This is a genomic window from Microbacterium oxydans (genome assembly GCF_000956525.1).
GTDB classification, from domain to species: Bacteria; Actinomycetota; Actinomycetes; order Actinomycetales; family Microbacteriaceae; genus Microbacterium; species Microbacterium oxydans_A.
This window is the reverse complement of sequence record NZ_JYIW01000022.1, coordinates 102,653-124,480: the sequence shown is the minus strand read 5'-3', so window position 1 is coordinate 124,480 and position 21,828 is coordinate 102,653. Positions and strand designations below refer to the sequence as shown.

At 70.4% G+C, this 21,828-nt stretch carries 17 protein-coding genes; 4 read left to right on the top strand and 13 right to left on the bottom strand.

Annotation, left to right across the window (positions count from 1 at the left end; translation table 11 throughout):
• Positions 1-10: 10 nt before the first annotated feature.
• From RS83_RS06980 to RS83_RS06950, 7 genes are all read right to left on the bottom strand, one after another.
• Complete coding sequence (locus RS83_RS06980) at positions 11-1,381, bottom strand: NtaA/DmoA family FMN-dependent monooxygenase (RefSeq protein ID WP_045278790.1); 1,371 nt, start codon at positions 1,379-1,381, stop codon at positions 11-13.
• A gap of 18 nt (positions 1,382-1,399) precedes the next feature.
• Positions 1,400-2,602, bottom strand: a complete 1,203-nt coding sequence (locus RS83_RS06975; RefSeq protein WP_045278789.1) for an LLM class flavin-dependent oxidoreductase — start codon at positions 2,600-2,602, stop codon at positions 1,400-1,402.
• Positions 2,603-2,680: 78 nt separating this feature from the next.
• Positions 2,681-3,730 carry an LLM class flavin-dependent oxidoreductase gene (locus tag RS83_RS06970; RefSeq protein WP_045278788.1) on the bottom strand — a complete coding sequence of 350 codons (1,050 nt, stop codon included), beginning with the start codon at positions 3,728-3,730 and terminating at the stop codon, positions 2,681-2,683.
• On the bottom strand, positions 3,730-5,349 hold the full coding sequence (locus RS83_RS06965; RefSeq protein WP_045278787.1) for an ABC transporter substrate-binding protein: 1,620 nt from the start codon (positions 5,347-5,349) through the stop codon (positions 3,730-3,732). The genes RS83_RS06970 and RS83_RS06965 overlap by 1 nt, the downstream gene beginning before the upstream one ends.
• 31 nt (positions 5,350-5,380) lie before the next feature.
• Positions 5,381-7,123, bottom strand: coding sequence for a dipeptide ABC transporter ATP-binding protein (locus RS83_RS06960; RefSeq protein WP_045278786.1), 1,743 nt, complete (start codon positions 7,121-7,123; stop codon positions 5,381-5,383).
• Positions 7,120-8,055, bottom strand: coding sequence for an ABC transporter permease (locus tag RS83_RS06955; RefSeq protein ID WP_052678931.1), 936 nt, complete (start codon positions 8,053-8,055; stop codon positions 7,120-7,122). Before RS83_RS06955 ends, RS83_RS06960 begins: the two co-directional genes overlap by 4 nt.
• The gene (locus RS83_RS06950; RefSeq protein WP_082071562.1) at positions 8,052-9,086 is read right to left on the bottom strand and encodes an ABC transporter permease; all 1,035 of its coding nucleotides are present in this window, start codon (positions 9,084-9,086) and stop codon (positions 8,052-8,054) included. Before RS83_RS06950 ends, RS83_RS06955 begins: the two co-directional genes overlap by 4 nt.
• Before the next feature lie 247 nt (positions 9,087-9,333).
• Here RS83_RS06950 and RS83_RS06945 point away from each other — a divergent pair, with 247 nt between their 5' ends.
• The 4 genes from RS83_RS06945 to RS83_RS06930 are packed head-to-tail and all read left to right on the top strand — an operon-like array spanning position 9,334 to position 14,525.
• A complete protein-coding gene (locus tag RS83_RS06945; RefSeq protein ID WP_045278785.1) occupies positions 9,334-10,050 on the top strand; it encodes a GNAT family N-acetyltransferase in 717 nt (238 codons plus the stop codon).
• Position 10,051: 1 nt separating this feature from the next.
• A complete protein-coding gene (locus RS83_RS06940; RefSeq protein WP_045278784.1) occupies positions 10,052-11,254 on the top strand; it encodes an LLM class flavin-dependent oxidoreductase in 1,203 nt (400 codons plus the stop codon).
• Positions 11,251-12,609, top strand: a complete 1,359-nt coding sequence (locus RS83_RS06935) for an NtaA/DmoA family FMN-dependent monooxygenase (protein WP_045278783.1) — start codon at positions 11,251-11,253, stop codon at positions 12,607-12,609. The genes RS83_RS06940 and RS83_RS06935 overlap by 4 nt, the downstream gene beginning before the upstream one ends.
• Positions 12,606-14,525: an FAD/NAD(P)-binding protein gene (locus RS83_RS06930; RefSeq protein WP_045278782.1), complete on the top strand. Its 1,920-nt coding sequence runs from the start codon at positions 12,606-12,608 to the stop codon at positions 14,523-14,525. The genes RS83_RS06935 and RS83_RS06930 overlap by 4 nt, the downstream gene beginning before the upstream one ends.
• Before the next feature lie 15 nt (positions 14,526-14,540).
• On the opposite strand, the gene RS83_RS06925 is transcribed toward RS83_RS06930, so the two are convergent.
• From RS83_RS06925 to RS83_RS06900, 6 genes are all read right to left on the bottom strand, one after another.
• Entirely contained in the window at positions 14,541-16,052 is a 1,512-nt protein-coding gene (locus RS83_RS06925; protein WP_231587737.1) for a protein adenylyltransferase SelO, read from the bottom strand.
• A gap of 105 nt (positions 16,053-16,157) precedes the next feature.
• Positions 16,158-16,658, bottom strand: a complete 501-nt coding sequence (locus tag RS83_RS06920; RefSeq protein ID WP_156153140.1) for a hypothetical protein — start codon at positions 16,656-16,658, stop codon at positions 16,158-16,160.
• Positions 16,659-16,727: 69 nt separating this feature from the next.
• Entirely contained in the window at positions 16,728-17,618 is an 891-nt protein-coding gene (locus RS83_RS06915; RefSeq protein WP_045278780.1) for a siderophore-interacting protein, read from the bottom strand.
• Positions 17,615-19,396: an ABC transporter ATP-binding protein gene (locus RS83_RS06910; protein WP_197072079.1), complete on the bottom strand. Its 1,782-nt coding sequence runs from the start codon at positions 19,394-19,396 to the stop codon at positions 17,615-17,617. Before RS83_RS06910 ends, RS83_RS06915 begins: the two co-directional genes overlap by 4 nt.
• Positions 19,389-21,032: an ABC transporter transmembrane domain-containing protein gene (locus RS83_RS06905; protein ID WP_045278779.1), complete on the bottom strand. Its 1,644-nt coding sequence runs from the start codon at positions 21,030-21,032 to the stop codon at positions 19,389-19,391. The genes RS83_RS06910 and RS83_RS06905 overlap by 8 nt, the downstream gene beginning before the upstream one ends.
• Positions 21,029-21,817: an ABC transporter ATP-binding protein gene (locus tag RS83_RS06900; RefSeq protein ID WP_197072078.1), complete on the bottom strand. Its 789-nt coding sequence runs from the start codon at positions 21,815-21,817 to the stop codon at positions 21,029-21,031. The genes RS83_RS06905 and RS83_RS06900 overlap by 4 nt, the downstream gene beginning before the upstream one ends.
• Positions 21,818-21,828: the final 11 nt, after the last annotated feature.

Sequence of the window (21,828 nt, the reverse complement as noted above, 5' to 3'; positions counted from 1 at the left end):
GGTCGACCCCTCACGCCGTCGCCGCGAGTGCACCGCGGCGCTCGGGGATCGGAAGGCCGAGGTTCTCGCGCAACGTGCTGCCCGTGTACTCGGTGCGCAGCGAACCGCGTTCCTGCAGCAACGGCACCACCTTGTCGACGAACTCGTCGATGCCGCCGGGGGTGATGTGCCCGCCCAGCACGACGCCGTCCGCTCCATCGTTCTGGATGAAGTCGTCGAGCGCGTCCGCCACCTGCTGCGGCGTGCCGATGTAGTCGGTCCTGGTGGAGACCTCGGCTGCGACACCGCGGATGCTGAGCCCTTTGGCTTCAGCCAGTGCGCGCCAGCGCCGCACGGTCTCGAACCGATCCTGGTGGATGAACGCCCTGCCCTGGATGATGGGCGGTGCGTCGGGATCCGGCTCGATCTCCGGCAGCGGGCCGTCGAGGTCATAGGCCGACAGATCGCGGTTCCACAGCTGCTCGAACTGCACCTGCACTGCACGGTCGCTGAGCTGCTGCTCCTGGATGAACCTGGCCTTCTCCTCGGCATCCGCTCGGGAATCTCCGAGCACGAAGCCCGCCCCAGGGATGATCTTCAGGTCGTCGGGGTTGCGCCCGAACCCGCGCGCTCGCGCCTTCACGTCGATGTAGAACTCCTGAGCCTCGGCCAGCCGCGAGAACGGCGAGAAGATCAGGTCGGAGTTCGCCGCCGCGAAGTCGCGGCCCTGCGGTGAGACTCCCGCCTGCACGATCACCGGGCGCCCCTGCGGGCTGCGCGGGACGGTGAAGGTGCCGTCGATGTCGAACTGGGCACCCGTGTGCGCGAACTCGCCGGCGTTGTCGTCGAGGAGGAATCGTCCGCTCGCCTTGTCGGCGAGGATGGCGTCATCCGCCCACGAGTCCCACAGCTCACGGACGGTATCGACGAATTCCTCAGCCCGTGCGTAGCGCTCCTCGCGTGACAGGAATCCGCCTCGACGGAAGTTCTGCCCCGTGAATGCATCCCAGCTGGTGACGACGTTCCAGCCTGCGCGTCCGCCGGAGAGGTGGTCGAGGCTCGCGATCTGACGCGCGAGCTCATACGGCTCGTTGAAGGTCGCGTTCAGCGTGCCGACCAGGCCGATGTGCGAGGTGACGGCTGCGAGGGCGGCGAGCACCGGCAGCGTGTCGGGCCGGCCGGCGATGTCGTGCTCGAACACCCGACCTGCGCGCTCGCGCAACGCGAGTCCTTCCGCGAGGAAGAAGTAGTCGAACCGTCCGCGCTCGGCGGTCTGGGCGACGTGGCGGAACGTGTCGAACGCGATCTGGCTGCCGGCATCCGGATGCTCCCAGGCCGTGTGCTCGTTGACCCCGCCGACGTACGCGGCGAGGATGATCTGCTTGCGAGGTGTCGTACTCATGGTCGGCTCCGATGTGACTCAGCCGGCGAGTGCCGGGGCGTAGCGGTTGGGGACGGTGGTGGGGAGGCCGAGCACCCCGCGCAGGGAATCGGCGTCGCTGTCGGCGAGCAGTCCACGACGCCGCAGCTCTGGCACGAGGTCGTCGGCGATGCGCGGGAGATCGTCGGTCACGACGCCTGGTCGCAGCCGCACGCCCGCGTAGCCGAGCTCACCGAGTGCCGCGATCTCGTCGGCCAGGGCCGAGGCCGAGCCGGCGAAGATCCGGGCGTCGGAGTGCAACTGACGCGCGAGTCCGTCGAGCCGCTCGAGCCGGGCAGTGCCCGTCTCACCGGTGCCGTCGAGGAACACGACGATGTCGGCATACACCTGCAGCGGCTCGCCCTCGCGGCCCACTGCGGTCTCGGCCGCGCGCACCTCGGTGAGGATGCCGGCGGCGTCCTCGATGCGCAGCGGGGTGATGAAGACCAGATCGGCGGATGCCGCGGCGAACCGGTACGGCACCTCGGCGTGGGCGAGAGCGGCGACCACCGGCTGGCCCTGCGGCGGGCGAGGCGTGATCGACGGGCCGCGCACCCCGAACCACCGGCCATCGAAGTCGATCGTGTGCACCTTGTCCGCATCCAGGAACCGATCGGTCGCGGCATCCCGGATCTCGGCGTCGTCCTGCCAGCTGTCCCAGAGCCGCCGGACGACCTCCACGACGTCATCCGCCTCGGCGAACAGCGTCGAGATGGCTTCCTGCACGCGCGGGTCCTGCAGGTCGTCGAACGCGGGGACGTCGCGGCGCCCGAAGTGGCGCGCCTCGTCGGAGCGTCCAGAGACCTTGGGCTGCCACCCGGCGCGGCCGAGGCTGGCGTGGTCGAGCGTGGCGACCGCCTTGGAGATGTGGAACGGCTCGGTGTGCGTCGTGGTCACCGTGGGGATCAGCCCGATGCGTCGGGTGACCGGAGCCACGCGCGACGCGATCAGCAGGGCGTCCAGGCGGCCGCGCACCTCGTCGGTGCGCTCGTCCGGCCCGAACGGGCGGCCGGACTGCACCGCGAACGAGTCCTCGATCGTGGCGAAGTCGATGCCGGCGGCCTCGGCCTGCTGCACGACGTCGACCCAGTACTGCGGGGTGAAGAGGTCCTTCGGACGTGAGGACTCCTCGCGCCACGCTGAGGGGTGCCAGCCGGCCCCCTCGAGCGCCACGCCGAGATGCAGTCGGTCAGTGTCGGTCATGAGTGCTCCTGTTCGTCGGGGTGTGTCGCCAGCTTCGCGGTGCTTCGGCCGATCCGTCTGCCCGTGCGTCAGCGGAAGTCATGCGACTTCACGCGAGGTAATGAGCGGCTCGTCGACGCGTGCATCTGCGGGCGTCCAGCCGAGTTCGGGGAGGATCGCGTACCTGATGTCGGAGAAGATCTGGCGGTACTCGTCCTCCGAGAAGCCGTAGGGCAGCGCAACGCGCACCTCCGTGCGACCGTCGATGGAGGGGTCGTCGCGCAGCCTGTCGACGATCTCCTCGGCGCTGCCGACGAGATCCCGCTGGAACACGACCCGACGCGTGCCGAGCTCGGCGGGTCTCGCCGTCCTGGCTTCGCGCGCCTCGGCATAGGCCCGGTAGTGCTCGCGCTGCTCGGCGGTCGCGCTGGTCGTCGGCACGATCACGCGCTCGACGCCGACCGTCGGGACACCGTCGCCGACGAACTCGGAGTGGTAGAGATCGAGGTGCACCCGCTGAGCCGGTTCGAACCGGTCGTGTCCGCCGGCGTCGCTCAGGTTGCCGAGGAGCAGCTTGAGACCGTGCTGTGCGGCCCAGCGCACTGATCGCTCCGAGCCGCCGCCCAGCCACACGCGATCACGCAGGCCGGGGATGTGCGGCTCGATACGAGGGATCTGCGGACCGTAGGGCGTCGAGAGCGGCTCCGCGGCGAGTGCGTGCCCTTCCAGCGCCTCGAGGAATCGCCCGACCAGCACGTACGGTTCGGCGGCGGCGTCACCGCGGCCGAGATCGCCGAGCAGATCGCCGTGCGGGGACGAGGTGCTGATCCCGACGTTGATCCGGCCGCCGGAGAGCGCATCGACCGTGCCGAAGTCCTCGGCCAGTCGGAACGGCGTCTCGTAGCCCAGCGGCACGACCCCCGTCTCGAGGCGGATCCGCTGCGTTCGCTGGCTCGCCGCAGCCAGGAACGGCAGGGCGGAGGAGATCCCTCGTTCGAGGTGGCGCTGCCGGATGCCGGCGACGTCGTAGCCGAGATCCTCTGCGAAGGAGAACAGGCGCAGCGTCTGCTCGAGTCCCGCCCTCGGGTCGCCTTCGGGATGACTCCCGGCGAGGATGAGTCCGGCGTTGGGGATGAGCTGATCAGCCATTATTCTGCGTCCTTCCATGCGGTCACGAGCGATTCGAGGCGGGAGTCCGCACCGAGGGTGATGCCGTGGACGCCTGCGCCGATGCCGAGGATCGAGGTGAGCTCGTGCACCGGGATCTGGTAGTACCGGCTCGCGATGCGTGCCTGCGCCTCGGCGAGGATCTCGGTGCGGGCAGCGGGATCACCGGCTGCGAGCTGCCCCTGCAGCAGCGACTCCAGCTCCGGATCGTCGATCCTGGCGGTCGTGGTCGCCTTCGAGAACTGGGTGCGCAGCACGTCGCCGTCGGCGCGGGAGAGGTTGCCCCACGCGATGTCGAAGTCGCCGGCAGTCTGCTTCTCGAGGAAGTCGGGCACGACGCTTCCCGAGAGGTTCAGCTCGACACCGATCTGCTTGAGCTGCTGCTGGATGAGTTCGAGACTCGTCTGATTCGGACCGAAGTTGGTGATCCAGATCAGGTCGAGCGCGAGGCGCTGGCCATCCTTCGCGCGGATGCCGTCGTCGCCGGTGACCCAGCCGGCGTCGTCGAGCAGCTCGCCCGCCCGGTCGGGGTCGAATTCGAAGAAGGCGCTCTGATCGGCCCACGACGGGGTGTTCTTGGCGAGGGCGCTGGTGCCGACGTTGAAGAGGTCGTTCAGGGAGGTGTCGCGCACCTCCTCGGCGTTGATGCCGGCGGCGATGGCTTCGCGCACCGCGATGTCGGACGCGATGGGGCTCGCCTCGTTGAAGGTCAGTCCGAAGCTCAGTCCAGGGTTCGCCCTGTGCACCAGCGGAATGCCGGCGGCTTCGAGCACGGCGACGTCGGTCGGCTGCACGCCGCCGATCGCATCGAACTGATCGGACTCGAGCCCACCGGTGCGCACGCTCGCCTCCGGCACGACCTGGAAGGTCACGCTGTCGAGATGCGCGGCGCCGTCGTTGTCCCGCGATGCCGGGGCCCAGGCGTAGTCGTCGCGCTGCGCGAGCACGGTCGACACGTCCTTCGTGTAGGTGTCGAGCGTGAAGGGGCCGGTGCCGATCACCGACTCGCCGTCCGCCCGCTTCTCGAACGGCACCGCGAGCGTCGAGGCACTCACGATACCGAGACCGACGGCGGCGGTCGCGTTCGGGAACGCCGCGTTCGGCGAGGAGAACCGCACCTCGACGGTGTCGTCGTCGACCACGACCGTCTGGTCGTACCCGATGAACGAGCTCACCGACTGGCTCAGCGCACCGGCCGCGATGATGTCGTCGAACGTCGCCTTGACCGACTCAGCCGTGAACGGGGTGCCGTCAGAGAACGTGACGTCGTCGCGGAGCTCGAAGGTGAACACGGTCGCGTCGGCGTTCGCCGTGTACGACTCGGCCAGCCACGGCTCCAGTTCGCTCGTCTCCGGGTTCTGGTAGAGCAGCGAGTCGACGAGCTGCCGCGTGACGTACAGGGTGTCGTTGCCGGAGCCGATGCCGGAGGGGTTGAGCGAGATCGGGTCGTTCGCGATCGCGAGCACGAGGTCGCCGCCGTCGACGGGACTCGCGTCGGTATCGGTCGGCGTCGATCCCTGGGGTGCACTGCTCGCGCAGGAGGCCAGGACGAGGGCAGCGCTGAGCACTGCCGCGGCGGAGAGGACGGAGCGGGTTCGCATGATGGGTTCCTTGCTGTGGAGCGGGCGGGTGTCAGGGGTGGAGGGATGTCAGGGGGAGCTCGGCCGCGGCGCGACCGGGGATCGCGTCGATCAGTGCCTGTGTGTACTCGTGCCGCGGGCGGTCGAAGACCTCGTCGGCTGCGCCGGATTCGACGATGCGACCGCGGCGCATGACGGCGACCCGGTGCGCGATCTGCCGCACGACGGCCAGGTCGTGGGAGATGAACAGGTAGGTCACGCCGAGTTCGCGTTGCAGTCCGGTCAGCAGCGTCAGGATCTGGTCCTGGATGAGCACGTCGAGCGCCGATACCGGTTCGTCGAGCACGATCAGCTCGGGGGAGATCGCCAGTGCACGTGCGATCGCCACGCGTTGGCGCTGCCCGCCGGACAGCTCTGCCGGTTTCCGGCGCAGCGCCGAGAGCGGGAGCGCCACGACGTCGAGCAGCTCTGCAGCCCTCGCCGACCGCTGCCTCCGATCCCCGAGACCGAAGGCGCGAAGGGGATCGGTGACGATCTGCTCGATCGTCTGCCTCGGATTGAGCGTCGCGTAGGGGTTCTGATGCACGAGCTGGAGGCGACGCCGCAACTCCCGCAGCTGTGATCCGCGCGCCGTCGTGATGTCCTCGCCGTCGAGTCGGATGGATCCGGCAGTGGGGTCGGTCAGCCGCAGCGCGAGTCGCGCCGTCGTCGTCTTCCCGGAGCCTGACTCGCCGACCAGGGCGAGCGTCTGCGCCCGGGGGATCGTGAAGGAGACGCCGTCCACGGCGCGCTGGCTTCCCGCCCCCGAGCCTCGGGGGAGCGCGAACTCCTTCACCAGGTCGACGACCTCGAGCACGTGCGGCGTCTTCGGCTCGGACGGCTGCTCCTGCCCTGAGGCGAACGGGTCACCCGGTCGGCCGCTCAGCCGCAGCCGCGGAGCATCCGCCGGCAGTACCGGGGAATCGGATGCCGCATCGCGCCGGATGCTGAGGCTCGGCGCAGCTGCGATGAGGCGCTGGGTGTACGGGTCGCGGGGATCCGTGAGCACCTGCGCCGGGGTCCCGGTCTCGACGATGCGCCCTCGATTCATGACGACGATGCGATCGGCGCGGTCCGCGGCGACGCCGAGATCGTGCGTGATGAGCAGGATGCTGGTGCCGGTGCGCTCGCGGAGAGCATCGAGCTGATCGAGGATCTGACGCTGCACCGTCACGTCGAGGGCGCTCGTCGGTTCGTCGGCGACGATCAGCTGCGGCGCGGCGATCATGGCGATAGCGATCAGCACGCGCTGCCGCATCCCGCCCGACAGCTCGTGCGGATACTGCTGGGCCCGCGCTTCCGGGTCGGAGAGACCGGCGAGCGCGAGCGCCTCGATCGCACGATCGGCGGCCGCATGCCGGTCGGCGAGCCCGTGCACGACGAGCACCTCCGCGACCTGCGCGCCGATCCGCATCACCGGGTTGAGGCTCACGGTCGGATCCTGGGGGACCAGTCCGATCCGGCGGCCACGGATCGCGGCGAGCTCAGCGCCGGTCGCCGTCACGAGGTCGTCGTCGCCGAGCCGCACCCGGCCGTTCGGGATCTCGGATGCCGCCGGCAGCAGCCGCACGATCGCGTGCGCCGTCGTGGACTTGCCCGAGCCGGACTCGCCGACGATCGCGACGGTCTCGCCTGCGCCCACCTCGAACGACACGTCCTGCACGGCATCCACCGGGCCGCGAGCCGTGCGATAGCGCACGGACAACCCCTCGACGCGCAGCACGGGTGCGGTCCCGGCCGCCTGCTCGCGGCTCATCGCACACCTCGATCCGAGTCGAGCGCTCGCGACAATCGGTTCGCCGACAGCACGGTGAGCGCGATCGCGATGCCGGGGAAGGTCGTCAGCCACCAGGCAGAGCGCAGGTAGTCCCGACCGCCGGAGACGAGCGATCCCCACTCGGCGAGCGGCGGCTGCGCGCCGTACCCGAGGAAGCTCAGCGAGGAGACGGCGAGGATCGCGCCGCCGAGCTCCAGCACCGAGAGCACGACCACCGGTCCGAGCGAGTTCGGCAGCACGTGCCGACCGAGTACCCGCAGCCATCGGTTGCCCGACGCCTGCGCTGCCTCGACGTATGGCGCGGAGCGCACGCGGAGGACCTCGGAGCGCATGATCCGGGCGACGGATGCCACGCTGGCCGCGCCGACCGCGATCGCGACGTTCACGGTGCCGAAGCCGAGCGCCGTGATGATCGCGAGTGAGAGGAGCAGGCCGGGGATCGCCAGGAGCACGTCCGCGCCGCGCATGATCAGCTCGTCGATCCGACCTCCGGCGAAGCCGGCGATCACGCCGAGCAGTGCGCCGACCAGCATCCCGCCGCCGACCGCGATCGCGGCGGCCGACAGTGTGAGCTGCGTGCCGTGCACGACGCGCGTGTAGAGGTCACGGCCGATCTGGTCGGTGCCGAACAGGTGTGCGGCCGACGGGGCCTGCAGCTTGTCGGCGGGAACACCGAGCAACGGATCGCCGGGGGCGAGGAGCCCCGGCCAGAGCGCCGCGATCACGATGAGGGCGAGCCACACCGTCGCGAGCAGCACCACCGGACGACGCAGCAGTCCGATCAGACGGCGCGCGCGGGGTCGGTGCGCCCGGTCGGCGACTGCGTCTTCGAAGCGGTCGGCGGAGGTCAGGGCGAAGGTGTCGACGGCGCGTTCGGCGGCGTCCGGCAGCAGGGCGGTCGTCTCGCTCATCGTGCGCCTCCGGTCGGTTCGAGGGTCTGCTGATCGGGAAGAGACGTGGCCTCGGATGCCGGGTCGGCGCCCGTGGATGCCGGGCCCCGCCGCTGTCGGGCACCGGCGAGCACGATCCGAGGGTCGAGCAGCGGATAGATCAGGTCGACGACGAGGTTCGCGAGCACGAAGACCGCGGCGGCGAACAGCACCACGCCCTGCACGACGGGGATGTCCTGCTGCTGCACCGCCGTCGCGGTGACCCTGCCGACGCCTGGGCGGGAGAAGACGGTCTCGGTGACGACCGTGCCGGAGAGCAGTTGCCCGACGATGAGTCCGGTCATCGTCAGCGCAGGCAGCGCCGCATTGCGGAGTCCGTGACGCACATGGACTCGCGTGCGAGACGCCCCTTTCGCCCACGCGGTGTCGATGTACGGCTCGCGCAGTGTCGTGTCGAGGCTCTTGGCCAGCAGCTGGGCGATCGTGGCCGACGTCGGTACCGCCAGTGTGATCGCCGGCAGCACGATCGAGATCGCCCCGCCATCGCCGACCGCAGGGAAGATCGGGATCGCGAATGAGAACCACTGGATGAGCAGCAGTCCGAGCCAGAACGATGGAACCGCGACGCCCAGCGGCGGCAGCCCGATCAGGACATCGGCCAGGGCGCGACTTCTGGTGAAGGTGGCGAAGAAGGCGATCGCCCCGCCGACGACGAGCGCGATGACGAACCCGACGGCGGCGATCTGGACCGTCGGCGGAATCGCTTCGGCGAGGATGGTCGTCACTGGTCGGCCGGTGCCGATCGAGGCGCCGAGATCGCCGCGGAGCACCTCGCCCAGCTTCTGGATGTACTGCACCACGAGCGGCTGATCGAGCCCGAGTCGCTCGCGCAGCGCGTCCAGCTGCTCGGCGGACACATCGGTCGCGTCGCCGCCGGCGAGCAGGCGGACCGGGTCGGCAGGCAGGGCGTAGAGCACGAGGAAGGACACGGTGTACGCGGCCCACAGCACCGCGACAGCCTGCAGCAGACGTCTGCCGATGTAGCGCTTCATGTCGATTCCCGTCCCGTCGTCGATCGCCGCAGGTCGCGGCAGACGGCTACGTTCGCAGTTCCGGAAACAGTGCGAAGGGTGCGGGTCACCGACGTTCATCCGATGTCACCGGGCGTCATACGGGGCCGGGTCAGCGGCCGTCAGCCCCGGTGTGAACCGCGAATGTGAACTCCGATGACGGCATCGGCCCTGCGGGGGTTCGCGGTGGCGCAAGCTCGTCGAGAGCACACTCACGAAGGATTGAAGAATGAGCCAGACCATCTCCGCGCATCAGGATGCTGCCGTCCTCGACAACCCGGCGTGGCACGCGCTGACGGGCCCGCACGCCGGGTTCGCGATCGGGGACGACCTCGTGCGGCAGTACCCGGCCGATGTCGCACCGTTCGTCGCCGTCCGCACGTGGGACGACCCTCGCGTGTGGGATGCGCTGGCCGAACTCGTCGGTCCCGGTGCCGAGGTCGGGCTCTCCAGCACGGAGGAGCTGCCGCCTGAGGGCTGGGAGACGCTCGGACGCGGTGACGGGGTGCAACTGGTCGAGACGGATGCGCTGCGGCCGCGCCCGGACGACGAGGCGATCGTGCTCGGCGCCGATGACGTGCCCGAGATGCTCGCGCTCGTGGAGCGGAATCAGCCGGGCCCCTTCCGCCCGCGCACCTACCAGCTGGGACGCTACATCGGCATCCGCCGGGACGGCGCGCTGATCGCGATGGCCGGTGAGCGTCTGCATCCGGAAGGCTGGACCGAGATCAGCGCTGTCGCGACCGATGCCGCCTTCCGCGGGCAGGGACTGGCGTCTCGACTCGTGCTCGATGTTGCCTTCCACATCCAGGAGCGCGGCGACCGGGCGCTCCTGCACGCGGCCGCCACGAACGTCGGCGCGATCGCCGTGTACGAGCGACTGGGCTTCACGCTGCGTCGCCACACGACGTTCTCGTCAGTGCGCACGCCGGTGGAAGGAGCCTGAGATGACCGATCGACTGCACCTCTCCGTCGCGTTGGCCGGAGCCGGCTGGCACCCGGCCGCGTGGCGCGAGCCCACCGCACGGCCGGGCGAGCTCACCTCCGCCAGGTACTGGCGCGACCTCGTCCGAGCCGCTGACGACGCGGGGATCACCTTCGTCACGATCGAGGACGCGCTCTCGTTCGGTGACCGGGGGAGTGATGACGCCGAGCCCCGCACGGATCGCGTGCGCGGCCGCCTCGACGCGGTGCTGCTGGCCTCGTACCTGGCACCGCTCACGCGCCGCATCGGACTGGTGCCGACCGTGACGACGACGCATCCGGAGCCGTTCCATCTCGCCACCGGCCTCCAGACGCTCGATCACGCCAGCGGCGGGCGAGCGGGCGCACGCATCGTCGCCGGATCATCCGCTGCCGAGCGTGCGAACTTCGGTCGTCGCAGCGACGGACCGGACGGGTTCCCGGCATCCGGTCGTGTCGAGGACGACGCTGCTTGGACCGCCGCCTTCCGCGAAGCCGGCGAGGTCGTCGAGGCCATCCGCAGACTCACCGACTCCTGGGAGGACGACGCGATCATCCGCGACCTCGCGACCGGGCGCTTCCTCGACCGCGAGCGCGTGCACAACATCGAGTTCGAGGGCGAGTTCTTCTCGATCACCGGTGCATCGATCGTGCCGCGCTCGCCGCAGGGGCAGCCGCTCATCACCGCGCTCGCCCACCAGACGATCCCGTACCGGTTCGCCGCCGAGCACGCCGACCTCGTCTTCATCACGCCGTCCGACGCTGCCGAGACCACCGGCATCCTGTCCGAGATCGGGACGGCGATCGACGAGGTGCGCAGCGAGTCTGAGCCACTGCGCGTGTTCGTCGATCTCGTGGTGCTCATCGAGGACACGGCGGATGCCGCGCGCGCCGCGTGGGCTCGACTCGAGGCGCGCGACGCGCTGAGCACCGATGCCCGTGTCGTCGTCGGCACCGCTGACGACGTGGTGGACGAGTTGCGCGCATTCGCCGAGGCCGGTGTCGACGGCATCCGCCTGCGTCCGGCTCGATTGCCGGCCGACCTCGACGCGATCGTCGACGGCGTCGTGCCGCGCGCGACCGCGGCGGGCGTGCTCCACGAGGACAACGGCGCATCCACACTCCGCGAACGACTCGGGCTGCCGCTGCGCGCGAGTCGCTACGCCCGACAGGAGGTCTCGGCATGACCAGGCAGATCCATCTCGCTGCGCACTTCCCCGGCGTGAACAACACGACCGTCTGGACCGACCCGGCCGCCGGCAGCCAGATCGACTTCTCCTCGTTCGAGTACTTCGCCCGCACGGCCGAGCGCGGGGTGTTCGACTACCTCTTCCTCGCCGAGGGGCTGCGGCTGCGCGAGCACCGGGGTCAGATCCACGAGCTCGACGTGCTCGGACGCCCGAACACGCTCGCGATCCTGGCGGCGCTCGCAGCGGTCACCGAGCACATCGGCCTGGTCGGCACGTTGAGCACCACGTTCAACGAACCCTTCGAGCTGGCTCGTCAGCTGGGCACGCTCGATCTGCTGTCGGGCGGCCGTGCCGGCTGGAACGCGGTCACGAGCTCGGATGCGTTCCACGGAGCGAACTTCCGCCGGGGCGGCTACCTCGACCATGCCGACCGCTACACGAGGGCGTCGGAGTTCGCCGAGCTCTCCAAGCAGCTGTGGGCGTCCTGGCGGCCGGACGCGATCGTGGCGGATGCCGACACCGGCGTCTTCCTCGACGAGCGAGGTGTCTCCCGCGTGAGGCACGACACCCGGCTGTTCGACGTCGATGCGCTGTTCGACGTGCCGGCTTCGCCGCAGGGGCGGCCGGTCATCGTGCAGGCGGGCGACTCGGCCGACGGCCGGGACTTCGCGACAGCGCATGCCGACGTGATCTTCTCGCTGCACACCGAGTTCGAGGATGCCCAGGAGTTCTACCGCGACGTGAAGGGGCGGCTCGCAGCGCACGGTCGCACGGAGGAGTCGCTGAAGATCCTGCCCGCCGCGACCTTCGTGCTCGGCGACACCCTTGCCGAGGCGCAGGAGCGCTCGCGGGAGATCGCGCTCGCGCAGGTGCGGCCGGAGACCGCGATCACCTACCTCGAGCAGGTGTGGAATCGCGACTTCAGCGGCTACGACCCCGACGGGCCGTTGCCCGACGTCGAGCCAGACACCGGCCCCGAGTCGGCGCAGGGCTTCGCGAACCGCCATGCGGCGGTGCGCTCGCGCATCACGAAGCTGCGCGAGACCGCGGTGGCCGAGAACCTCAGCATCCGCGAGCTGGTCATCCGGCTGACGGCGAACCACACGTTCGTGGGGACCCCCGACGTCATCGCGTCCGAGATCGACCGATACGTGCAGGAGCGCGCGACCGACGGGTTCACCGTGGTCGGTCACGTGACCCCGCACGGCCTCGACGAATTCACCGACCGGGTGATCCCGTTGCTGCAGGAGCGGGGCACGTACCGGGAGTCCTACGAGGATGGCGCGACGCTGCACGATCTGCTGGGTCTGCCGCCGGTCACACCGGCGGTGCCGCTCCCCGTGGGCGGATGACCGTGTCGGATGCCCCGCAGCGGGTCGTGTTCGTCGGCGCCGGTCCGCGGGCCGTCATGCTGCTCGAGCGACTGTTCGCGCGGTTCGGCGAGCACGCGCCGGCGCTCGACGTGACCCTCGTCGACCCGCATCCGCCCGGCGCCGGCCGCATCTGGCGGCGCGATCAGTCGGCGCTGCTGAAGCTCAACTCGATGGCGCAGGACGTCACGGTGTTCACCGACGACACCTGCACGATCGACGGTCCCGTCCGCCCTGGTCCTTCGCTGATCGAATGGGCTGAGCTGGTGCGAGATGGACGGCTGCCGGAGGTCGGGATCGAGGATCCGCAGGTCTCGGATGAGCTGCGGGCGTTGCAGGGCACGAGCTTCCCGACCAGGCGGCTGCAGAGCCACTACCTCGACTGGTTCTGGCGGAGCACGGTCGCGGACGCCCCATCGGGGGTCACGGTGCGCTGGGTCGAAGACACCGTCGTCGGGGTCCGTGATGGCGGTGGCGGACACGTCGTCTCGCTCGTCTCCGGCGACGAGCTGTCGGCCGATCTCGTCGTCTACGCGCTCGGCCACACCGGACGCCAGCCTGCCGGGCAGACCGCTGCCCTGATCGATGCCGCTGGTCGTGCGGGTCTGACCTACGTGCCACCGGCCTTCACCGCCGATGCCGATCTCTCCGCGTTGGCGCCGGGGCAGGATGTCATCGTGCGCGGAATGGGCCTCGCCGCCGTCGACCTGGTCGTGCTCCTCGCCGAGGGGCGCGGCGGTCGGTTCGTGCGCGAGGTCGACGGATCCCTCCGGTACGAGCCCTCAGGGGCCGAACCGCGGCTGCACATCGGCTCGCGCCGCGGTGTGCCGTATCGCTCGAAGGTGTCATCCGTGATCCAGGGTGATGCACCCCGGCTCGAGGTGGTGACGAAGGAGACGATCGCACGGCTGCTCGCCCGGCCGGGGCCCGTCGACTTCGCCCAGGACATCTGGCCGCTCATCACCGAGGAACTGGCCTGGGGGCACTATCGCGAACTCTTCACGGGGCATCCGGAGCGCGTCGTCGGGACATGGGCGGAGTTCCGCGAGGTCCTGCGCGCGCACGCGGCCGATGTCGGCGCGCTGCGGCTGGCTGTCGAGCGGTTCGTGCCGGATCCGCTCGACCGCTTCGACGTTCCAGCCCTCGACCGACCGTTCGGCGATGAGGTCTTCGCGACCGATGACGAGCTGCAGGAGCGCGTCCGTCGACACATCGCCGACGACGTGCTCCTGCGCACCCGGCAGGAGCACAGCAGTTCCCAGGCGCTGTTCATCGCGATCCTGCTCTCGTTCATGTCGCTCGCCGATGTGCCGCCGGCGCGCTGGAGTGCGCGTTCCCGGATCGTCGACCTGCCGGTCACCTGGCACACCTTCTTCAGCTACGTCGCCAGTGGGCCGCCCGCGCACCGGCTCGACGAGCTGCTCGCGCTCGCGCGCGCCGGCATCGTCCGCTTCCTCGGCCCAGATGTCGAGGTGCGGATCGACCCCGACCGCGGCTATGTCGCGTCGAGCCCGCGGGTTCCCGGCGAGACCGTCGCCCTGGCGCTGGTCGATGCGTGGTTGCCCGGCTCTGGGGCGGCGGTGAGCGAGAACGCGGTGCTCCGCGAGCTCGCCACGACGCACGGACGAGAGCTGTGGGTCGCGGATGCCGTGTTCGAGGGGTCGCTCGGGCGGATCGAAGTGGATGCGGACGGTCGCCTGATCGCGCCGGACGGCTCAGCCTCGGCCGCGCTCTTCGGCATCGGGCCGTTCACCTCGTCGACCGAGGCCGGAGCGTTCACCAGGCCGCGGTCGGACTCGCTCTCTTTGCGGCATACGGATCGCGTCGCCGGTGCGATCGCCGCACAGCTCCGGTCTGCCGCGGCTGCTGATGCGGGAAGCCGGCTCGTGCTTCGCTGAGTCGCGGCCCGGGAGTCAGGTGCCGCAGAACGTCTGGTGCCGTGGTGCGCCCTCGGGCGCCGGCCAGGTGAAGCGCTCGTACTCGCGGCCCTCCCGCTCCGTGTAGGGATCGCGCAGCAGATCGAGCAGTCGCTCGAAGGGACCGAGGTCGCCCTCGGTCGCGGCCTGCAGCACCTCCTCGACGACGTGGTTACGAGCGATGTACAGCGGGTTGCTGCGGCGGATGCGTGCCGGGTCGGGCGCCAGCGTGCTCCACCTCGCCAGCCAGGCATCGAGCTCGGCGACCGCGCCGAGGAACCGTCCGCGGACCGGCCGCTCGTCGCCGTCGGCGGCTGCGGCGAGGTCACGCCAGAACCCGGTGAAGTCGACCCTGTGCGCGGCGAGCAGGCGCAGCGCGTCCTCTGCCAGCGTGGCGGTGAGCAGCGCATCGACCTGATCGTGCAGGCCGAGCTTGGCGCGGAACACCGCCGCCCAGCGCACCCGGTAACGCGCGTCGAAGGTGTCGACGAGTTCGTCCGCGACCGTCGCGCCGACGACGGGGTCATCCGCCAGCAGCGGTGCGAGCGCATGGCCGAGCCGCCCGAGGTTCCACCGCATGATCGACGGCTGCCGTTCGTAGGCGTAGCGGCCGCTCGTGTCGAGGGAGCTGAACGAGGCGCGCGGGTCGTACTCGTCCACGAAGGCGCACGGGCCGTAGTCGATGGTCTCAGCCGACACCAGGACGTTGTCGGTGCTGAGCACACCGTGCACGAAACCGGTGCGCATCCAGTCTGCGGTGAGGGCGGCAACGGCATCCACGATCTCGCTGAGGAACGCTCGGTACGGATGCTCGGCGTCCGCCGCGTGCGGATAGTGGCGGGCGATGACGTGATCAGCGATACGGCGGAGCAGTGCCTGGTCGTCCTGTGCTCGTGCGTACTCGAAGGAGCCGAATCGCACATGGCTGGTGGCCGTGCGGGCCAGCACGGCACCGGGCAGCACCTGACCGCCATGGGCGCGAGGAGCACCCGTGCCGACGACAGCCAGCGCCCTGGTCGTCGGAACGCCGAGCGCATGCATCGCCTCGCCCATCAGAAGTTCCCGCAGCATCGGTCCGAGCGCGGCGAAGCCGTCGACGCGAGACATCGAGGTGGGGCCGATGCCCTTCAGGTGCACGTCGTGGAGTCGTCCATCGCGTCCGCGGCGCTCGCCGAGCAACGCTGCACGCCCGTCGCCGAGGATCGGCTGGAAGACACCCCATTGGTGGCCCGCATACACCTGGGCGACCGCCGCGGCATCCGTTCCCGGCGACGCACCGGTGAGGAACTGCACGCCCGAAGCCGACCGCAGGAACGCGGGGTCGAGGTCGAGGCCGCGCGCGACGTCCTCATTCAGCACCAGCAGCTGCGGCTTCGGGGGTCGGACAGGGGATACCTGACGGGACAGCTCCGGAAAGGACGTCGCCCAGACATGCTCGAGTAGCGGAGGCTGCTCGTCGAGTGCGGCACCCCGATGATCCGGTCCCATCAGCAGAGCGTCATCAGTCATGCCGGAAGCGTAGGGCCGCTCCCACATGCGGGCGAGGGTGGACGACTCTTGGGTTCACATGCGGACACGAGCCGCTTCCGGTGTTGCCGCCGCAGCAGCGTCGGGTCAGTCGGCGTCGACGGGCTCGTTGCCGGTGAAGGTCAGCGTGACGGTGGCGATCACGGTGGATGTCGCGGGGTCGACGGCACGAACCGTGTACGGCGTGATGCCCGACAGGACAGGGGTCGTCGTCTGCAGCCAGAAGCTCGCCGTCGGGGTGGCGAGCTGGTAGATCGCACCGGAGGTGAAATCACCGGACAGGTAGGCGAGGTTGACGCTCTGGTCGAAGAGTCCCCAGGTGGTCGTGTCGGCGGGGATCCACTCGATGTTGACGACGGCGGGAAGGTCAGGGCCCGTGAGCACGAAGTCCACGCGGTAGTCCCGGAAGCTCCCGTCGTCGGAATTGCGGTTGACCGTCGGCGTGAGCGTCGCGCCGGCCACGCTGGCTGCAGCGTTCGGGGCGCTGACAGCGACGGCGAGCACCGGTACGGACCAGGCGGACGCCTGCAGCAGGGTGCGTCGTGAGACGTCGGGCATGGAACGGCGTGATCGCGTCTCGTCTGGCATGTGTTCTCCGGTTCAGAAGGCTGAGCGACGCCAGCATATCGGTGGCCGGAGCCCGGCCTCCGCCGTGTGTCAGAGCCCGAGCTGATCCAGCCGTTCCTCGAACCGCACCTGCACGTCCTCCGGCTCCACGTCCTCGAACTCGGTCCAGATCGCGTCGAGCTCCTTCTGCACCGACTCGGGGAGCGCGGCGAACTTCTCGTCCCACGCGGCGATCGGCGTCCAGTAGCCCACGACCTTGAACCGGGTCGCCGGCAGCGCGAGTTCCTTGCGCAGGTACTTGCGCACATCGCGCAGTGCGACGGTCTCTCCGGCGACCCAGACGTAGCCCTCGTCGAGCGGCAGGCGGTCGTCGACGATGCCCCGCACCAGGTGTCCGAGCGCGCTCGGGGCGTGGCCGTTGCCGCCGATGACCCAGGTGACGTCCACATCGGGGCCGACGTCGAACGGCACCCGGTCGTCTTCGTGCGGCACCTCGAGCACGACGCGGGTGCGCACACCTGCCGGAGCATCCGCGGCGATCCGTGCGACGGCCGGCAGACCGGTGAGGTCGGCGACCAGCACCTGCCATGTGATGTCGGCCGGCGGGGAGTACAGACCGGTCGGCGAGTTCAGCCCGAGCACGTGGCCGGGCTCGGCGCGCGCGGCCCACGGACCCGCGATCCCGGCCTCGTGCAGCACGAAGTCGATGTCGAGCTCGCCGGCATCCGGTCGCACGCCGCTGATCGTGTAGGTGCGCATCGGTGCCTCGGGTGCTCCTTCCGGCGTCTCCCACCAGTCGCCGGCAGGCACCGGCAGCGAGACGTCGGTGGGGTCGTCGCCGTGCGGGAAGAACACGCGGACGTACTCGTCGCCGATGCCGGTGCTGAGGAAGTCCTCGATGCCTGGCCCCGCGAGGGTGACGCGGGTCAGGGTCGGGGCGAGGGTGGTCGTACTGCTGACGATGCCGCGGTGGATGTTCACGGGGTCTCCGTCTCTCCGGACTCGTGCTGAGTCCGAGTCTGGTTCGGGTGCTGGTTCGGGTGCTCTGGTGCGCTCTGCGTCTGGGCGAGCCAGGAGCGGCGGTACGGGCCGTCGGTCGCGAGGAGCTCGTCGTGCGTGCCGCGCTGCGTCGCCCTGCCGTCGGCGAAGACGACGATCTGATCGGCGGTGGACGCCTGCTGCAGCCGGTGCGCGATGAGCAGGGCGGTGCGGCCATCGCGCAGCGCGGTGATGGCGTCTTCCACGGCATCGCGGTGATGCAGGCCGACATCGGCGGTGGCCTCGTCGAGGATCACGATCGCCGGATCGGCGAGCAGTGCTCGTGCGACGGCGAGCTGCTGGATGCGCCCTTCGTCGAGTGCGACAGTCGCGGCCATCGCCTCGACCGCCCAATCGGCGCCGACGGCGCGCAGCACCGCGATCATCTCGTCGTCGCTCGCCTCCGGCGCGACCAGCCGCAGGTTGTCGGCGATCGTGCCGCGGAACTGGTGCAGCTCCTGCGAGAGGTAGTACGGGTCGGCCGTGCCTGCGGCGAAGTGCACGCTGCCGGAGGTCGGCGGGTGATGCCCGGCGATCACGCGTGCGAGGGTGCTCTTGCCCGATCCGGAGCTGCCGACGAGTGCGACGGTCGTCCCAGCGTCGACGCTGAGCGAGACCTCGCTGATCCCGCGGCCCGTCGTCGGATAGCGGAACGTCACATCGCGCACCTCGATGCCGGTCGTCGTCGCCGGGGCGGCATCCGCTGTCACCGGCTCGGACTGCTGCGGGGCGAGATCGATCACGCCGACGAGACGAGCGAGACCGATCGTCGCGCGCTGGATGTCGTCGAGTCCGAAGATCAGCTGCCCGACCGGACCGAACAGACGGTGGAACAGCAGTGCAGCGGTCGTGACCATGCCGACCGTGATCGCGCCTGCCGACTGCAGCAGGAATCCGGTCGCGAGGATCGCAGCCAGCCCGACGAGCTCGCCGCCGTTGATCCAGCGGAACAGCCGGTTCGTCAGTCGCACGCCCTCGATCTGCATGGCGATCGACCCCTCGGCGCGCTCCCGCACCCGATCGAGCGCGTGCTCCTGCTCGTTGAAGGCGGTGAGGGTCTCGATGCCCTCGACGGCTTCCAACACCGCCTGGCTGCGGGCGGCCTCGCGCACCCGCACCTCTCGGAACACGATGCGCGAACGGCGCAGGAACGCTCGGGTGCCGAGGATGTAGCAGGGGGCCGACGCCAGGCCGGCGAGGGCGAGCCAGGGGTCGAGCGCCGTGAGCGCAGCCACCGAGACCGCGATCGCGAATCCGGCCGACAGCAGGGTCGGCGCCACGTTCCCGCCGGCTTCCGCGACGGCATCCACGTCGCCCGTCACGCGCGACAGCAGATCGGCGCTCTCGCCGTCGTCGACCGAGCTGACCGGCAGCCGCATGGCCGAGGCGAACACATCCTCACGGAGGCTCGCGAGCATGTCCTGGACGAGCCCGGTGAGCACGCGCGTGGCCCACAGCATCATGACGGCGGCACCGATCGCTCCCGCGCCGGCCCCGGCGACCCAGCCGGCGATGGTGGGGATGCCCGCATCGGTCGAGACGGCGTCGACGATGCGTCCGAGGCAGGCCGGCATCACGATGCCGAGGGCGGATGCCGCGAGGAACAGCACCGCGACCGCCGCCGTCCGGCCGGGATGCTGCCGCAGCAGCGCGCCGACGGCCGCGCGCACGCGGGCACTCGAGGCGACCGGCAGCAGGGCGCTGCGCGAGGGGTCAGTCATGTCGAGCATCCGATCCGGCCGAGGGGAGGTCGATGACCCGGTCGCAGGCGCCGAGCAGCAGCGGTGAGGTCGTGATCACGATCGTGGTCGCGGTGTGGTTCGCGAGGGCGCTGGCGATGTGCGCCTCGGTGATGGCGTCCACCGCAGAGGTCGGCTCATCGAGCACGAGCACCTCGGCATCCGAGTGCAGGCCTCTCGCGATGCCGATGCGCTGGCGCTGCCCGCCCGAGAGCCGCCGGCCCGCTTCGCCGACCTGCGCCTCCCACCCGCCGACCTGTGCGACGGTGTCGTGCAGTGCGGCCATCTCGATGAGGTCGGGCTCAGGGGCTGCGGCCGCACCGTGGCCGCGGACGGCTTCGAGCAGCGTGCCGCTCACGATCGTCTGGCCGTGCGGCGGGGCGACGACGCGGCGACGGTACTCCACCGGGTCCAGGTGGGTGAGATCGCGGAACGCGCCGTCGACTGTGATCGAGACTGTACCGGGGGCCGGGCGCGTGCGCAGACCGAGCAGGCGCGACAGCTCGCGCGCGGTGTCGCTGTCGGCCGGGCGGATGCCGAGCAGCTCGCCGTCGCGCACCTCGACGTGCGGCGAGTCCGCCGGTCCTGCGCGGAAGGTCAGCACGACATCGTCGGCGGATGCCGCGAGGTGCGCGCCACCGGCAGCAGGCTCGTCGAGCAGGTCTTCCGCGTCGATGACCTCGGCGAGACGTTTGGCCGAGGCCAGCTTGTGGATCCAGTTCGAGGGGAACGACCCCGCGTACGCGAGGTAGCCGCTGATGAACTGCGCGAGTCCGAGCACCGTCACCAGCTCGCCGATGCTGATGCGTCCCTCGGCGGCGAACCATGCCGACATGCCGGCGAGCGCGGTGGTGACCACGGCGGCGAGCGTGCCGCTGACCGCCTCGGAGGCAGCCAGCGAACGACCTGCCGCGGTCGCCGCACGCCGCGAGACGTCACTCGCGGCGACATATCTGCGCACGGCTTCCTCACGGGCGCCGATGCCGACCAGCACGCGGAACCCGCTCATGAAGTCGGCAGCGACCGCTCCTGCTTCGGTCGCGGCGTGCTGCTCGGCGAATCCGCGGCGCTCGAGCGGGCGCGAGACGACCCGCATCACGAGCATCATCGCGATCGTGGAGCCGAACACCACGAGCGTCGCGATGGGCGAGATCACCGACATGGCCAGCGCCGCCCCGATGATCGCCGCGATCGTCGAGCACTGCTGCGCGACCGACCAGGCGACACCGGCGACGCGGTACGTGTCGGAGGTCACGAAAGTCAGTGCCTCACCGGGGCTCACCGCGCGTCGCGAGAGGCGGGGGCGCAGCATCCGCGACAGCGTCAGGTGACGCAGCGCCTGCTCGCCGTACCCGTAGATCGTCACCATGAAGCGGGATGCCGACTGGTAGCTCACGGTCAGCACCAGGAACGTGCCGACCAGCACACCGAGCCAGAGCGCGAGCGCTGCGGGGTCGGCCGGGAGCACGGCGCGGTCGATCGTGGCGCCGATGATGACCGGGATCGCGGCCTCGGCGAGCGAGTGGACGACGAGCAGGGCGGTCGCGGCGGTCAACGCGAGGCCTCGCCCGTCTGCGGCGAGTGCGATCGCGAACAGCCGCCTTGGTGTGCCGGTCATGACGTGCGCCGGCCGAGCGGCAGCACCAGCGGGGTGCCGGACACCGGGTCGGTGATCACGGTGCACGGCAGGTCGTACACGGCCTCGACGATCTCTGCGGTGATGATCTCCCGCGGGTCGCCCTGGGCCACGACCGCGCCGTCGCGCATCGCGACGAGGTGGGTCGCGTAGCGGGCGGCGTGGTTCAGATCGTGCAGCACCGCGACCAGCGTGGTGCCGTTGCGGTGCAGGTCGGCGAAGAGCTCCATCAGGTCGATCTGGTGGGCGATGTCGAGGAAGGTCGTCGGCTCATCGAGCAGCAGGTGCTTGGTCTGCTGGGCGAGTGCCATCGCCACCCAGACGCGCTGGCGCTGTCCGCCGGAGAGCTCGTCGACGAGGCGGCGGGACAGCTCGGTGACCCCGGTGGCCGCCAAGGCATCGGCGACCGCTCGTTCGTCTGCGCTGCTCCAGGTGCGCATCGCGTTCTGGTGCGGGAACCGACCTCGGCCGACGAGATCCGCGACGGTGATGCCGTCCGGTGCGATCGACGACTGGGGGAGGAGGCCGAGCCGCCGGGCTGCCTCCTTCGGCTTGTACGTCTTCAGCTCCGCGCCGTCGAGGAGCACGGCTCCGGTCGTCGGACGCAGCAGCCGTGCGAATCCGCGCAGCAGGGTCGACTTCCCGCAGGCGTTCGGCCCGATGATGATCGTGAACGAGTCGTCGGGCACCTCGAGCGTGAGCGTCGAGATGATGGGGGTGTCCCCGTAGCCCAGGCTGATGTCGCGGGCCAGCAGCGAAGTGGTCATGGGTGTTCCTT

Excerpts from the sequence above, each read along its gene's own strand:
- RS83_RS06920 (WP_156153140.1), bottom strand. The coding sequence starts at position 16,658 with ATGCCAGACGAGACGCGATCACGCCGTTCCATGCCCGACGTCTCACGA.
- RS83_RS06965 (WP_045278787.1), bottom strand. The coding sequence starts at position 5,349 with ATGCGAACCCGCTCCGTCCTCTCCGCCGCGGCAGTGCTCAGCGCTGCC.
- RS83_RS06960 (WP_045278786.1), bottom strand. The coding sequence starts at position 7,123 with ATGAGCCGCGAGCAGGCGGCCGGGACCGCACCCGTGCTGCGCGTCGAG.
- RS83_RS06900 (WP_197072078.1), bottom strand. The coding sequence starts at position 21,817 with ATGACCACTTCGCTGCTGGCCCGCGACATCAGCCTGGGCTACGGGGAC.
- RS83_RS06970 (WP_045278788.1), bottom strand. The coding sequence starts at position 3,730 with ATGGCTGATCAGCTCATCCCCAACGCCGGACTCATCCTCGCCGGGAGT.
- RS83_RS06940 (WP_045278784.1), top strand. The coding sequence starts at position 10,052 with ATGACCGATCGACTGCACCTCTCCGTCGCGTTGGCCGGAGCCGGCTGG.
- RS83_RS06935 (WP_045278783.1), top strand. The coding sequence starts at position 11,251 with ATGACCAGGCAGATCCATCTCGCTGCGCACTTCCCCGGCGTGAACAAC.
- RS83_RS06905 (WP_045278779.1), bottom strand. The coding sequence starts at position 21,032 with ATGACCGGCACACCAAGGCGGCTGTTCGCGATCGCACTCGCCGCAGAC.
- RS83_RS06910 (WP_197072079.1), bottom strand. The coding sequence starts at position 19,396 with ATGACTGACCCCTCGCGCAGCGCCCTGCTGCCGGTCGCCTCGAGTGCC.
- RS83_RS06930 (WP_045278782.1), top strand. The coding sequence starts at position 12,606 with ATGACCGTGTCGGATGCCCCGCAGCGGGTCGTGTTCGTCGGCGCCGGT.
- RS83_RS06945 (WP_045278785.1), top strand. The coding sequence starts at position 9,334 with ATGAGCCAGACCATCTCCGCGCATCAGGATGCTGCCGTCCTCGACAAC.
- RS83_RS06950 (WP_082071562.1), bottom strand. The coding sequence starts at position 9,086 with ATGAAGCGCTACATCGGCAGACGTCTGCTGCAGGCTGTCGCGGTGCTG.
- RS83_RS06980 (WP_045278790.1), bottom strand. The coding sequence starts at position 1,381 with ATGAGTACGACACCTCGCAAGCAGATCATCCTCGCCGCGTACGTCGGC.
- RS83_RS06975 (WP_045278789.1), bottom strand. The coding sequence starts at position 2,602 with ATGACCGACACTGACCGACTGCATCTCGGCGTGGCGCTCGAGGGGGCC.
- RS83_RS06955 (WP_052678931.1), bottom strand. The coding sequence starts at position 8,055 with ATGAGCGAGACGACCGCCCTGCTGCCGGACGCCGCCGAACGCGCCGTC.
- RS83_RS06925 (WP_231587737.1), bottom strand. The coding sequence starts at position 16,052 with ATGACTGATGACGCTCTGCTGATGGGACCGGATCATCGGGGTGCCGCA.